The organism is Chloroflexus aurantiacus J-10-fl (assembly GCF_000018865.1).
Classification (GTDB): domain Bacteria; phylum Chloroflexota; class Chloroflexia; order Chloroflexales; family Chloroflexaceae; genus Chloroflexus; species Chloroflexus aurantiacus.
The window spans coordinates 2614165-2628776 of the sequence record NC_010175.1; the positions used below are offsets into that span (position 1 = coordinate 2614165).

Below are 14612 nucleotides of genomic sequence, written 5' to 3' on the forward strand. Positions count from 1 at the left end.
TCCACCAAAGTACCGATGTCGGGTATACTGACGGCGATGCAACCAGAAATGCTTTCAATCGAAAACGAAGAGATCACAACCCATCCTGCCCCGTCGCACGCCCAACTGGAGAAGCGCGTCTTGCGGCTGGCCTGGCCGGTCATTGGCGAAAATCTGCTCCAGACTATGCTCGGCGTCGTTGATACGATCCTGGTCGCCTCGCTAGGAGCCGTCGCTTTGGCCGGGGTCGGCGCGGCATTGCAGGTCATCTATGTCACGACAGGCGCACTGAGCGCGTTATCGGTTGGCGTGGCGGTGCTGGTCGCGCAGGCATACGGTGGTGGACGGCTGAAAGAGGCCAGCTTCCTGGCGCGCCAGGGATTGCTCTGGAGTATACTTATCGGGCTGCCGGTGACCGCCATTGGATTGCCGCTTACGCCCACGCTGATCGGCCTCTTCGGCCTGGCCCCCGATGTCAGCCAGGTTGGGATTGACTATCTGGCAGTGACCATGAGCACCATCACCACACTGACCATGATGTTCCTCATCGGCGGCGTCTTACGCGGAGTCGGTGACACACGTACTCCCATGATCATCACGGCTTTTGCCAACGTGATCAATGTTATTGCCAGTGCAGCATTGATCTTCGGCTGGCTGGGCTTACCGGTGTTGGGGGCGGTTGGTAGTGCCTGGGGATCGGTTATTGCCCGCTTTGCCGGTGCCATCCTCCTGGTCGGTGTGCTATGGCGGGGGCGCAATGGTGTGCGGGCCGGTGGCCGTGGTGGGTGGTGGCCACGCATGCGCGTGTTGCGCAATATATTGCGCATCGGAATGCCGGCAGCACTGGAAGAGGTGCTGATCATCGGCGCGATTGCCACATTGACGCCGGTGGTAGCCACGCTGGGCACAGTGCCACTCGCCGCTCATCGCGTGGCGATCAACGTGCTCTCGCTCTCCTTCCTGCCCGGCATCGGTTTTGGCCTGGCCGCAACGGCGCTGGTTGGGCAGGCGATTGGTGCCCAACGTCCGGCAGAAGCCCGCCGCATTGCCACCATCGCAATGCGCTGGGCCTTGATCTGGATGGGTGGCCTGGGTGTCTTATTCATGATCTTCGCCGAGGGGCTGGTACGGCTGTTCAACAGCGACCCACAGTTGGTTGCCGAGGGAGCTGCTGCGGTGCGCGTGGTTGCCCTGACGCAGCCGGCGTGGGCGATTACCTTTGCCCTTGGCGGTGCCCTGCGCGGTCTGGGCGACACCCTCTCACCGCTGGTGATCAGCGGTTCAGCGATCTGGATTTGTGTCGGGCTGGCGCTGGTGATTGTGTTATGGTGGCTGCCGGCGCTGTGGGGCATCTGGCTGGCCTTCCTGATCGTCGGGCCATTTGAGGCGCTGGTCTTCTGGCGGAAATGGCAGCAGCGGATCACATCCTGGCGGCCAGGGTCGGCCTGACTGCTTACAGCACGCACGGTCATTGCGAGAGCGTTGTAACCGGGGACACCTGGCTAGTCTTCCGGGTCGTAAGCCATTCGCGGCGCTGGTCTTCTGACTGCAATGGCAGCAGCGGATCACATCCCGGCGTCCAGGCTCTGCCTGACTGCTTACAGCACGCACGGTCATTGCGAGAGCGTTGTAACCGGGGACACCTGGCTGGCCTGCCGGGTCGTGAGTCGTTCACGGCGCTGGTCTTCTGGCGGAAATGGCAGCAGCGGATCACATCCTGGCGGCCAGGGTCGGCCTGACTGCTTACAGCACGCACGGTCATTGCGAGAGCGTTGTAACCGGGGACACCTGGCTGGCCTGCCGGGTCGTGAGTCGTTCGCGGCGCTGGTCTTCTGACGGAAATGGCAGCAGCGGATCGCATCCTGGCGGCCAGGGTCGGCCTGACTGCTTACAGCACGCACGGTCATTGCGAGAGCGTTGTAACCGGGGACACCTGGCTAGTCTTCCAGGTCGTGAGCCATTCGCGACGCTGGTCTTCTGACGGAAATGGCAGCAGCGGATCATATCCAACCTGGGAGCGCGCGCCTCCGGCCATCCTGCTACAGCCCACCATACCTGCGTCTCGCAGGGTTTCGCCACCCTGAACCAGAGCGCGCAAGCGGGAGTCATCCTGTACTGCCGATTGAGGGTGGGGGCGTGTCGCATACCACTACTGGACGCAGCCCCAACCTGACCCGCTCATTTCTCCATCACGCTGGCGCTGCCCCTGCCTGCGACTGTCCGTGAACCAAATTTGGGTATCTGTACTGACCCACCAGCGCTTCAGCGGTGGCACGAGCAGTGCGCCGGCACGGTTCTGATAACCTGAATGACACACAGTGCAAGTCAAGATTGACTATAAAGTGTACCATCTGGCAACATGCGATCCCAACGTTTCGTGCTGTGAGTGCATAGGTAAATCAGCGTCGCAACGGACGTTTACTCATCAGAAAGCGCCATACACCAGGTTCGCCACATCTGCTCTGCTGGCGTATGGCGAGGAGCTTGTCTGAAACTGGATAGAGTTTGCTCTGTTATTGCCATATAATGGGGCGCCACTTGCCCGCCGGGCAGAATGGTTCTCTGCTCACGGGCAAGGCGATCTTGTTTGGATGCACGCAGTCGATTCTTTGAAGTCGAGGAATACAAACATGGATCATTTTGTGATTGAAGGTGGTCATCGGCTATCAGGGTCAATTCGACCGGCCGGCAACAAGAATGCTGCGCTACCATTGCTTGCGGCCAGTCTGTTGACCAGTGAGCCTGTAACGTTGCGGAATATTCCTGATATTGGAGATGTCCGTACCAAGCTGGCACTCCTGGCACATCTCGGTGTGTATGTTGATCGGCCAGAGGCAAATGTTGTCCATCTGCGCGCCGATCAACTGGTAGCGGGTGAACCTGACACCACCCTGGCCAGGCGCATCCGTACCTCGCCGCTGCTCGCCGGCCCCCTACTGGCCCGGCGGGGATATGTCACGCTGCCACGTCCTGGCGGCGATGCCATTGGCAGACGCCGGCTCGACACGCATCTGTTAGCACTTCAGGCGTTGGGGGTTCACGTAGAAGTTACTCCCACCAGCTATATTCTGACGACGAATGGCCTGCGTGGGGCCGACATTTTTCTGGATGAGATGAGTGTCACCGGTACCGAACAGGCAATTATTGCGGCCTGTGTTGCCGAAGGGCATACCACCATTGCGAATGCCGCCTCTGAACCACACGTCCAGGACCTGTGCCACTTTTTGAATCGTATGGGCGCACGGATCAGCGGCATCGGCACCAATCTGCTTGAGATTGAGGGAGTAACCAGCCTGCACGGTGCCGATTACACGATTGGCCCTGATTTCATGGAGGTGGGTTCGCTGATTGGCCTGGCTGCCGTGACCCGTAGTGAATTGCGGATTGTTGGTGCCCGTCCACGCGAGCATCGCATGACCAAAATTATGTTTGGCCGGTTAGGAGTTACCTGGCACGAGGAAGGTGAGGATATTGTTGTCCCAGCCGATCAAGAGCTGGTGGTGCGTCACGATCTGCACGGTGCAATCCCGAAGATCGACTCGGCGCCGTGGCCCGGCTTCAACCCGGATTTGATCAGTACGGCGATTGTTGTGGCAACGCAGGCGCGTGGTACTGTGCTCATTCACGAAAAGATGTTTGAAAGTCGACTCTTCTTTGTTGACCGGTTAATTGGCATGGGAGCGCGCATTGTGCTCTGTGATCCGCATCGGGCAGTGGTGGTCGGGCCATCGCAACTGTACGGCGAACCTGATGGCTTGCCCAGCCCTGATATTCGGGCAGGTATGGCATTGGTGACAGCGGCCTTGTGTGCCAAAGGGCGTAGCGTCATCTACAACATTGGGCAGATTGATCGTGGCTACGAGCGGATTGAAGAGCGGTTAGCAGCGCTGGGCGCACGGATCGAGCGGGTGCGGGCTTCGTAGAGTTTCTACCCGCCTTCAGCGAGCAAAAGTCCTCTCTGACCGAATCTTGAGCGATACAGTGCATCACTGCCTGTCATCGGATATGCGGTGAACCATGACCATCTGTCTCCGTCGCGACGGTAGGGGCGGGTTTGGTAGGGGCGGGTTCAAAACCCGCCCCTACCCTTTCACATCGCCATACGGGGGATGCGGCAGAGGGGGCTAACGGGTGCGTTTTGGGGCGCGTGCCAGACATTCGTCATGGTCGGGTTCGCTGCATTGATGGTGAACTGATCGTGCTGTCAGGCATGTGCGTTGTCCTGGCGGACATTAGAAACCTGACAAACCGATGCGAACCACCCAATTCACCGCTCCTTTCTGGCGATCACTATCATAACCCAAGTTGCCACCTACGCTATGAGCAGGCCATGAAAGACTACCTGCGATGATGCACAGCACGACGCTGCGCACCACATCGTGCAGCGTACATGACCGGTATGCATCGTTTGAGTCGCAGCCAGTTCCGTAAACGCACTACGTCACGCACATCTGGTATGCCCATCCTCCGTGCCTCTATGGTGATATAAGGGAGCACCTTGGGTGACGATTTGTCTGCGTTCATCCGCCGCACCCGCGTCCATCCGTGTTCCCCCCTCCCCCCCGTCGTGCTCAACGCCCCGCACCGCTGTGGTGAGGTAAGGTAGCAACTTGAATTATCATAGTGTGGTTCTTCCGGCATTGCCACAACAAGGGGCTTTATCCCGAAGTGAGGCTACTGTACGGTTGAATTAACGCCTCGCTATCATTACGTACCTGATTCACTGCCGGACTGACCGGATAGCAGTGAAGGGTGACCGGCGGTGGTGTGCGACAGAGATCGTAAAGCTGACCGATATCTGCTGCCGGATCGAGCCAGAGTGCATCGAGATCAGAAGGGATAATCACCGGCATCCGCTCGTGAATGGGCGCAACGATCTCATTCGCAGCCGTTGTCAGGATGGTACAACTTTCTACCACCGTGCCATCAGGCGAACGCCACTGCTCCCACAGACCGGCAAACGCTATCAGATCGTCATCGCGTAACGTGAAATAAAACGGCTGCTTCCCGGTTGGTAACGTCTGCCATTCATAGAACCCGGAAGCCGGGATTAGACAGCGGCGCTGCCGAAAAGCTGCACGAAATGAAGGTTTCTCCAGCACCGTCTCACTGCGCGCATTGATCATTCTGCTACCGATAGTAGCATCCTTCGCCCAGGACGGGATCAAGCCCCACCGTAGCGTAGCTAACTGGCGCCCCTCTGTCGTCTCACGTACAGCAATGACCGACTGCGTTGGCGCAATGTTATAGCGTGCCTGGAGATCGAGTGGTGGAGTCACGGAAAAACGGGCCGCCAGTCTGGACGGACTGACAGCCAGGGTATACCGTCCGCACATAGCTGCTCCCTGCCGGTGCAACGTTGGGTATGGGGCGATAACGCGAATACCCGACGCTGCCAGCGCATGTTAAGACTCGTCCTTGTCGAGTCGAGTGGTTTCGCCGGTAGCGGGTGGCGGTGACTGCATCCGCTTGATGAGTTCGGCAAGTTGTTCATTAAGCTGAGCAATTCCCCTGGCCAGGGTCTGTTGCAGGTCGTGGGCAGCCTGACTCTGCTGAAGCTGATGTAGCGCCTGTTGACCACGTTCGGCCAGCTCTTGCACCCGTGGATTTTCGGCGATCATTTTGGCGGCTGTCTGTACCTGCTCATTGACTGCCCGCAGTCCATTCAGCAATTCCTGCTGTAACTGGCGTGCCCGCTCACTTTCGAGTGCGCTCCGCAGGGCAGCCTCGATCTGTTGCCCCAATTCGCGCAGTTCTGCTGCCAGGTCGGGTGTTTGATCGGGTTTTTGCTCCGGTTGACTCATCGTCTTCCTCCTTACAGGCTATGGATATGCACTGCCAGCGTTCGACAGTGATAAGACGACCATTGGCGGGAGAATGTTGTAGATCGAGGCGACGAAGCTGGTGATAACAGATAGGAACCCGTTTTCGGGGCGATGCCGTTGTACTTATCGTACAAGCTGATATGACCGCAGATAGTGGCAGGTCGGCCAGAGATGGGCGGTTCCGCGTTATAACCACCTCTCGACATTACCGTACCGTCTCATCAATGCCTACCGTCGGCGGCGGAGAAGTAGCCAGAGACTACCGACAACGGCCAGGACACCAAGCGCAGGACGGGCGCCACGGGCCGGGCCTTGCCCGATGAGAGCTGCCAGATCGGCGAGGCTGGTACGATGGGCAGAGGTACTCTGGGCAGGCAATGCGATCTGATTGATCACATACTTGCGCCGGCGAGCAGCGGCATACAGGTGCGCCAGCGGTGGAGCCAGTTCACCGTCGCCGGGAAGCAGATCGATCAACTCACTGCGAAAGAGAGCTAACGGCAAGAGTGGATCGCTCTGGTCACTACCCAGCACCTGCCGGAGAAGGGCCGTGTGTGCCTGTTGGAGTATATCGGTCGGGGCAGGTGTACGTACTCCCACCAGCATATCTTGATTGTTGTACGCGGCGAGCAATCGTTCAAGCGCAAGCGTTGACACCGGACTGGTCGCGTCTAACGCCAAAACCAGATCGCCGCTTACCAGCGTACAAGCATCGCGGAGCAGATAGGACATGCGGCGGGGTTGGGAGTGGTAGGTTGCGCAGACCAACGGGCGGGTCGCGGCAAGACGGGCAGCGCTATTTGTAGCAGCAGGGCCGGCAGCGATGATGATCTCGTAACTGGCGCTATAACGTGTTGCAGCGATCTGAGCAGCGTTGAGGACCTGTTCAAGGTTGGTGTCGCTCGCAGCGCAAATAACGATTGATAACGCATTGATTGTAGACACTGGAATCCTCCACCGTGAGTGATGCTGTACATAGTATAGCACAGAGTAGGCTCCAGAACCGAACCACATTGTCAGGATGAGGTAGGGTAAGGTACCGGAGAACCGACAGGTTATGTGAGAAGTTTTTCATTTAGCTGTTTGAAAATATAAATATTTTGTAACCTGCTTCCTGCAAAAATTTGCTTGACAGATTCGTTTAGTCAGCTTAATCTTTTGCTCGCAAGCTTCCCGACAACCTCAGCTCATCCTACCAGCATCGTCGCTGCTGAGACACAATGCACCTGACACGCTTCAATACAAAAGCGTGCGCCTTGTTGCACACCACTCTGCCTGCGCACCGATGTTGTGGGAAGCCTGATCGTGTTTGAGCGGAAAGGAGGAGTGTCTGGCCCGAAGATTGTCGTGACGGAATAAGGTGCGAACTCTTTGTTCAGTCACACTGCCGAATAGTGTATTATGAGCTGAGGAGTCTATGAGTTTATCAACAAAACGTCATCTCCTTGCTGTTATCATCAGCATCGGTCTTACGATTGCCTTGATTGCGCCATCGGCTGCGCAACCCCCACGCCCACTTCCGAATCTGGAATCGCTACGCCTTGAGGAACCGGTAACGCTGACAAGTGCTCCTACTGCCCTCTCGCCCAGCCTGATTGGGGTGAGTGGCCGGCAACAAGTTGTGATTCGACTGAGCGAGAATCCGACGGCACGGGTACCTGAAGGTGCCGCGCAGGCAGCTCAGCTTCAACGGATTACGCAGCAACAGGATCGGGTGTTGAGTCGGCTGCGGGCTATTGATCCAACCCTGGTTGAAGTTGCCCGCTTGCGGGTCGCTTTGAATGCGGTGATCGCCGAAGTTGATGGCACTGCATTGCCTGCCCTGGCCCGCGATGCTGAAGTGGTGCGGATTAATCCGGTTGTGAATTACGAACGGGCAACGCAACCACCGATGGAGACGGTACCATACATCGGTGCAACGCCCGATGTGCAGGCCGCCGGCTTCCGCGGGAAAGATGTTCGGGTCGCAGTGCTCGACAGCGGGATCGATTATACCCACGCTGCGTTTGGTGGCCCTGGCACGCTGGAAGCATATCAGGCAGCGTATGGAACAAGCCCCTCAGATTCGCGCAATAAGACCCTCGATGGTCTGTTCCCGACTGATCGGGTAAAGGGTGGCTACGACTTTGTAGGTGAGGTCTGGCCCAACGGCCCGCTAGCGCCTGATCCCGACCCAATCGACTGTGGTGCGCCTGGCTTGAGCAGTGGCACCTGTGCCGGTGGTCACGGCACGCACGTCGCTGACATCATTGGTGGCGAGCAGGGGGTGGCACCAGAAGTCGATCTGTTTGCGGTGAAAGTTTGTTCGGCGGTGTCGTCGTCGTGTAGCGGTGTGGCAATCCTCCAGGGGTTGGATTGGTCTGCCGATCCGAACGGCGATGGGGTGACCGATGATCGGATGCATATCGTCAATATGTCGTTGGGCGCATCGTATGGCCAAAACTACGATGACGACTCGGCGATTGCCGTAGATAACCTCCAGCCGCTGGGTATTCTGGTGGTGGCGTCGGCAGGTAATAGCGCTGATCGGCCTTACATCACCGGTACGCCGGCCGGTGCCCGCACCGCGCTTTCGGTTGCCCAGACGGCTGTACCCAGTGATGCCTCGTATCCGATCACGGTGCTGAGCACCACTGTGTATGGCATTGCCCAGCCCTGGGCACCGATTCCCAATACTCCGGTGAATGGGACGCTGGTCTATGGTGCATCGTTAGGAAACGCACTTGGATGTACAGCATATCCAGCCGGTTCATTGACCGGGCAAATCCTGCTGGTTGATCGCGGTGTCTGCGCAATCAGTATCAAAGGCTCGAACGGTGCTGCTGCCGGCGCAGTAGCGGTGATTGTTGCCAACAACGCGGCTGGTGCGGTACCACCCACCTTTAGCTTCGGTGGCGGAACACCGACTGTGCCGGTGCTGTCAATCACGCAGGCGGCCGGTAATGCGCTGAAGGCACGGGTTGGCAATGCCACGACCATCGGTTTCGATACACCGGCAACGAACGCTGGCAGTGTGGTAGGCACCTCATCACGCGGGCCGACGCTGGGGCAGATGACCTACGGCGACCAGATTATGTACGGGCAGATTATTAAGCCCGAAATCGGTGCACCGGGTGCTTCACTGTCGGCGGTGGCCGGTAGCGGTACCGGTGTTGAGCCGTTCGGTGGCACGTCAGGCGCTGCGCCAATGGTGGCCGGTGCTGCGGCTCTGCTCTACAATGCGGTTGACTGGAGCTTTGCACCGTGGGAATTGAAAGCGCGTCTGATCAATACCGCCGAGACCAATATTTTCAACGGGCCACCGGTATTTGTCGGGCCGGCATTGGCTCCGATCACACGGATCGGTGGCGGTGAAGTACGCATCAATCGAGCGATTGCTGCACAGGCCAGTGCCTGGGAACTCTCGAACGGTACGGCCACGATCTCGTTTGGCCTGGTTGAGGCGACCCGTAACCCGACCACGCTCCGCCGCACGATTGTGATTCGGAACTACGGTAATTCGCCACTTACCTACACCATTACGCCTACCTTCCGCTTCGCCAATGATGCGGCTACCGGTGCCATCACTCCCAGCACCTCGGTGACGACGATCACGGTGCCCCCACGCAGCCGACGTACCTTTACGCTGACGCTGCGCATCGACCCGACGAAGTTGCCGGCCTGGGTGTTGAATTCAGGGTCAAATGGTGGGAATGGTGCAGCACTGACGGCGGTTGAGTTTGATGGCTATCTGGTGCTCGATGCACCCGGTACCACCAATGACCTGACGATGCCGTGGCATGTGTTGCCGCGAGCGTCGGGCAATGTGCGGGCGCCGGCCTCGGTACGGGCGACGACCAGCACTCCGGCAACGGCACGTCTGACGAATAACGGCGCCAACCCGGTTTCAGTTGATCCGTTCACACTGATTGGTGAGAACCCGTTTGTCTCTGCGTCGCCAGGTGCCGGTATGCAGATGCCGCCGATGGATCTTAAGTACGTCGGTGTGCGTGCCTTTGATGGAACCGGCTTCTGCCCGGCTAATAGCCCCGTCATTCAATTCGCTGTCACGACCCATCAGCAGATCACCCATTCCAACTATCCGGTCGAGATCGATCTGCTGTTCGATACCAACCGCGATGGCACACCTGACTATGTCGGCTTTACGGCTGAGCTGAGCCTGCCGTCGGGTGCATTTGCGGCTGATGGTCGAAACGCCTTCTTTGTCGGTCCGTTGAGTGGTCCGTATAGCGCCTTCTTCTTCACCGGCCATGCAACGAATAGCGCCAACACGGTGCTGACCATGTGTGGTAGCCAGATTGGGGTTGCCGGCCTTGGTCAGCAGATCAATGTCGATGCGTATACCTACGACAACTACTTCACCGGCTTCGAGCTGAGCAAGATCGAAGGTATGAGTACGGTGCTGGGTGCGCCACGCTTCGATATTGACGTTGGCAGTGGTGTGGTACCGGCAAATGGATCGCTCAACACGACGATCTACCGCTTCAATGCACCGGCTGATGTGACCGACTCCGGCATTCTGCTGCAATACTCCTTTGCGCCGGGTGGCCGTGAGGCCAGTGCAATTATCGTCCGCTAATCGGCTGTCTATCACATAACCGCTTGACGGCAGGCAATCTGTTGCCTGCCGTCATGTGTTTCTGGTGAGGCTGTGTCTTTGTCTATGATGTCAGAACAGTAGGGGCGACGCATGCGTCTCCCCTACGCCGACGGCCACCTACCGACTTTTGATGTCAAAACAGTAGGGGCACGGCATGCCGTGCCCCTACCGCCTCGCCGGTGGCACACCTGAACAATCTACTTTCCCGATCAAGAAGTGGTATTACTCCGGCCAGCGGTAACGCACGCCCGGCGGCAGGCGAAGGGTCTCATCACCCAACCGCCCCAGGCTAAAGGTTGTTCCGTCTGGACTGCGTTCGAGACGGGCATATTCCGTCCATTGCACAATCCAACCGTTGCGCTGAATTTCGCCACTGAGTGTCTGGCCCAGTGTTGCACCAAACACTTCCGGTACCGAAAAACCGGCACAGACAGTATGCGCCGGGGAATATCCCTGACACTGCGTGCTGCGCAGGGTTTCCGCCAGGTACAGTTCAGTACCGAGCGGGCGCATGCGGACGCTCCCGTCCCGCCATTCCAGGCATGTCCGTTCAAAGCATTGAAACCAGCCCCAGGCGAAGGGTACCGCAGGTGTCAGGGGGAACCCACTCCGTTCGAGCGCACCTGTCTCGGCCCAAAACCGCATGAAGGTTGCCGGGACGAAATAGCCGGTTTCGGCAAAGAACATCCCTCCCTGGGGTTCGACATACAGGTCGGCAACCGGTTGGGGTGGAAGTAACTCATTGCCGTTCTGGTCGCGCAGTCCCACAGCGATCTGATAATTGCCGGGCAGCAGCTCTACCGGTAGTTCGATTGGTTGCAGGTGGTCAATCGGGCTGGCTTCCGGCCAGCGTGATGGCGGCAGGGCGCCGTAGATCAGACGACGCTCACTCTGGATTGCTACCCGATCACCGGCGAAGCGTAGCTGCACCACCACACTGAGATCGTCAGTAGGATGGGGATCGAGGCGTGACCAGCGCAAATTGATCACCACCAGGTCGCCCGGCTCGTACTGCGCACCGGGCGGCGGGGTAAGTTGCACGCCAACCAGTTGAATGCCACCCCCGCTTAACGGCTGCAACGGCGGGTAGGTTGGGCCAGTGGCAATCGGACGGTAGCGGTCAATGATCCCAATCGAGCCATCCTGGGCGTAGCGATGGCGAATAATGGCGATCATCTCCGGCGTCAGCCAGTTGCCGAGGTAGTCGAGCAGGATGAGCGGCGGATTGCCGTTGGCCAGTTCGTACAGAATGGGGGTCTGGTCGGCTAAACCCTGGTCGAGTAACTGACGAAATTCAAACACCGGGATGCGGGCCAGCACTCCCGCCCCGCTGGCCAGGCCGGGCAGATCGGTAAAGATGACATTGCCCGCGGCCTGGGCTTCGGCGGCCAGCACCGTGTTGGTTCGGCTCAATGCTGCCAGCACTGCCGCTTCACGTTGGGCATCGGCCCACAGCCCGTAGCGCCCTATCGCCAGGCGCGGTGGGGATGGTTCGAGTAATCCCGCCGGTCGCAGGCGATTGGCATCCCAGCGTGGCGGATAGTAGAGGAGACTGATAATCATCAGAGCAGGCAGACTAAGCTGAAGCAGCGGTCGTTGCGTGAAGCGAGTTGATACAACTGACCAGCCCAGGCCGCTTAACCAGATCAGCCCCGCATACCACTCGAAGAAGTAATTGGCATAGGCACCAACCTTGCCGACCCCGATAGCGCCGACGGTGCCGGCGAGGAGATAGGCCAGCACCGGCAGCAACAGCGCCCGTTGGTTGCTGTGCCACACCACACCACCACCGATCAGCGCAGTAATGAGGAGCGGCCAGCGTAGCGTCAATTGCTGACGCCAGAAATCGGTAGCCAGGGTTGGTTCCCAGCGGTTAGCATTCGCGGCAATAACGTGCAGGAAGAACCAGCCCTGGGTTAGCCATACCAGACCGACAACGATACCGCCGCCAGCTATCAGCGCCGTCGTGAAAAAGGTGATTGCTGCTCGAACGGTGGGTGCTGTTGGTTGGGAACGATGACGAATCCATTCAGCGACGAAATAGACCCCGACGGCGGTCGGCCCGGCGATCAGCGATGGTTTGGTCAAGAGACATCCAACCGCCAGCAAGCCGGCTACTATTCCACGCGGTATTGCCGGGATGCGCTCATGACGGGCTACCCACACTGCCCACAAGCCCAGCGCCACTCCGGGTAAATCGACCCGCATGAATGGCATCCATTCAATAACCACCGGAATAGTCAACCAGATCAGAGCTATCCACGCGCTGCGGCGTCCGATCAACGCAGCCAGCGCAGCCGCGCCGGCCAGAGCACCGCCGAGCGCAACCAGACGCCCAGCCAGCAAGGGGTCGTTGGTGATCCATGCCAGCATAGTGCTGAGGATCAGGAAGAGTGGCGGATAATTGACGATCAAAAACGGTTCCTGACTCGGATTGGCGTACAACTGCCAGATCGGTCTCCCGGCTAGAAGCTGATCGATCTGGGCCAGCAATGGCCCCTCGCCGTAGTCGATGGGGAAGGGAAAGCCAGCCAGCAGGCGTACATGATCGAACGCATACCAGAGGTACACCACGACCAAACCGATCAAGATCATCATCAAAAGCCGGCGACCAATGAGCAACATAGAACGCATATGGTAAGATTAAACACGCTGAGCAATGGCGCTCAGATATGTCACAAAAGGAGAACTGTTATGACCAGCCAACGCATTGCTCGCCGCATTCGCGCCGTCCCACCATCAGGCATTCGCCGTTTCTTCGATATTGCCGCCACCATGCCCGATGTCATTTCGCTCGGCGTTGGCGAGCCTGATTTTATCACGCCTGACCAGATTCGTGCTGCCGGTCAGGCATCGATTGACCGTACCACGGCTTATACCTCAAATTCTGGTCTGCTGGAATTGCGGGTTGCCCTCGCCGAACATCTGGCCCGCCGCTATGGTGTGCAATACGATCCCGAAACCGAACTGCTGATTACCGTCGGTGTCAGCGAAGCGATGCTGGGGGCGGCTCTGGCGCTTCTCGATCCTGATGATGAAGTGTTGGTGCCTGAACCCTGCTTTGTGGCGTATCCGGCCTGTGTTACCTTTGCCGATGCGCGTGTCGTCTACGTACCGACGAACGTAGCTGATGGCTTTCAAGTCAGTGGCGCAGCCCTGGAAGCGGCAGTAACACCACGCACCAAAGCGATTCTGATCGGCTATCCCAACAATCCAACCGGTGCTGTGCTCAGTCGTGAACGGTTGCTGGAAGTCGCCGCGGTTGCCGAGCGGCACGATCTGATCGTCATCTCCGATGAAATCTACGACCGGTTAGTGTACGGCGTCGAACACACCTGCTTTGCCGCCTTGCCGGGTATGCGCGAGCGAACCGTCTTGCTGGGCGGCTTCTCGAAGGCATACGCCATGACCGGTTGGCGCCTGGGTTGGCTGGCGGCACCGGCTGAGATCACGGCTGCCGTGCGCAAATTCCATCAATATGCGATTATGTCGGCCCCGACGATGAGCCAATATGCCGGTCTGGAAGCATTACTGCACGGCGAAGAAGCGGTGCAGGCCATGGTACGCGAATATGATCGGCGGCGAAAAGTTATCGTCTCCGGCTTAAACAGCATCGGTCTGCCAACCTTTGAGCCACAGGGGGCATTCTACGCCTTTCCCCAGGTTGGGCATCTTGGGCTAACCAGTGAAGCCTTCTGTGAACAATTGCTACACAGTGAACAGGTTGCCGTGGTACCAGGTGACGCCTTTGGGCCGAGCGGTGCCGGCTTTGTCCGTGCCTGTTATGCTACTGCCCTCAACAAGATTGAAGAGGCCCTCGAACGGATCGAGCGCTTTGTGCGTCGTATTGCCTGAGGAGACAGGTTATGTCATTGCACGAGAATGAATCAACAACTGAGCTGCGCTGTGCACTGACCGGACGTCCACTGACACCCGAAGAGGCGTACTGGGCGCCGCCGTTGATCACGGCGCGCCAACTGATTACTGCGTTCTTCAAGACCCTGTTTACCAATCCCGCCGTACTGGGTGCAATCTTCCTGAGTGAATTGCCCGACGTTCCCTACGCCCCAGAAGCCCGTCCACTGCTTGCCCGGCGTCGTTCGGTTGAGCAGGCAAAATTGCTCAGTCTCCTGCTGGTGATAGCGGTGGTCGTCGTTGGTCTGATCTTCTGGCTGGTGGGTTAGGTTACGAGAGGCTTCTGCAGGGAG

Annotated in this window: 9 protein-coding genes; 5 read left to right on the forward strand and 4 right to left on the reverse strand. The window is 58.4% G+C overall.

What is annotated here, in order from left to right; translation table 11 throughout:
- Positions 1-48 precede the first annotated feature (48 nt).
- Positions 49-1428 (forward strand): MATE family efflux transporter, encoded by a 1380-nt coding sequence (locus CAUR_RS09960; protein ID WP_242605120.1) that lies wholly within the window; start codon positions 49-51, stop codon positions 1426-1428.
- Between the two features lie 1181 nt (positions 1429-2609).
- Complete coding sequence (gene murA, locus CAUR_RS09965; protein ID WP_012257774.1) at positions 2610-3902, forward strand: UDP-N-acetylglucosamine 1-carboxyvinyltransferase; 1293 nt, start codon at positions 2610-2612, stop codon at positions 3900-3902.
- A 735-nt stretch (positions 3903-4637) separates the two neighbouring features.
- Here murA and CAUR_RS09970 read toward each other — a convergent pair.
- From CAUR_RS09970 to CAUR_RS09980, 3 genes are all read right to left on the reverse strand, one after another.
- On the reverse strand, positions 4638-5315 hold the full coding sequence (locus CAUR_RS09970; protein WP_012257775.1) for an SOS response-associated peptidase: 678 nt from the start codon (positions 5313-5315) through the stop codon (positions 4638-4640).
- 69 nt (positions 5316-5384) lie between these two features.
- Positions 5385-5783, reverse strand: a complete 399-nt coding sequence (locus tag CAUR_RS09975) for a hypothetical protein (RefSeq protein WP_012257776.1) — start codon at positions 5781-5783, stop codon at positions 5385-5387.
- A 249-nt stretch (positions 5784-6032) separates the two neighbouring features.
- On the reverse strand, positions 6033-6749 hold the full coding sequence (locus CAUR_RS09980) for a hypothetical protein (protein WP_015909140.1): 717 nt from the start codon (positions 6747-6749) through the stop codon (positions 6033-6035).
- Positions 6750-7221: 472 nt separating this feature from the next.
- Between CAUR_RS09980 and CAUR_RS09985 the strand changes: the two genes are divergently transcribed.
- Entirely contained in the window at positions 7222-10383 is a 3162-nt protein-coding gene (locus CAUR_RS09985; RefSeq protein ID WP_012257778.1) for a S8 family serine peptidase, read from the forward strand.
- A gap of 243 nt (positions 10384-10626) precedes the next feature.
- Here the strand turns inward: CAUR_RS09985 and CAUR_RS09990 are convergent, their stop codons facing one another.
- Positions 10627-13029, reverse strand: coding sequence for a hypothetical protein (locus CAUR_RS09990; RefSeq protein WP_015909141.1), 2403 nt, complete (start codon positions 13027-13029; stop codon positions 10627-10629).
- A 69-nt stretch (positions 13030-13098) separates the two neighbouring features.
- Here CAUR_RS09990 and CAUR_RS09995 point away from each other — a divergent pair, with 69 nt between their 5' ends.
- Positions 13099-14259, forward strand: a complete 1161-nt coding sequence (locus CAUR_RS09995) for an aminotransferase class I/II-fold pyridoxal phosphate-dependent enzyme (protein WP_012257780.1) — start codon at positions 13099-13101, stop codon at positions 14257-14259.
- 11 nt (positions 14260-14270) lie between these two features.
- The gene (locus CAUR_RS10000; RefSeq protein WP_012257781.1) at positions 14271-14588 is read left to right on the forward strand and encodes a hypothetical protein; all 318 of its coding nucleotides are present in this window, start codon (positions 14271-14273) and stop codon (positions 14586-14588) included.
- The last annotated feature ends 24 nt before the right edge of the window (positions 14589-14612 follow it).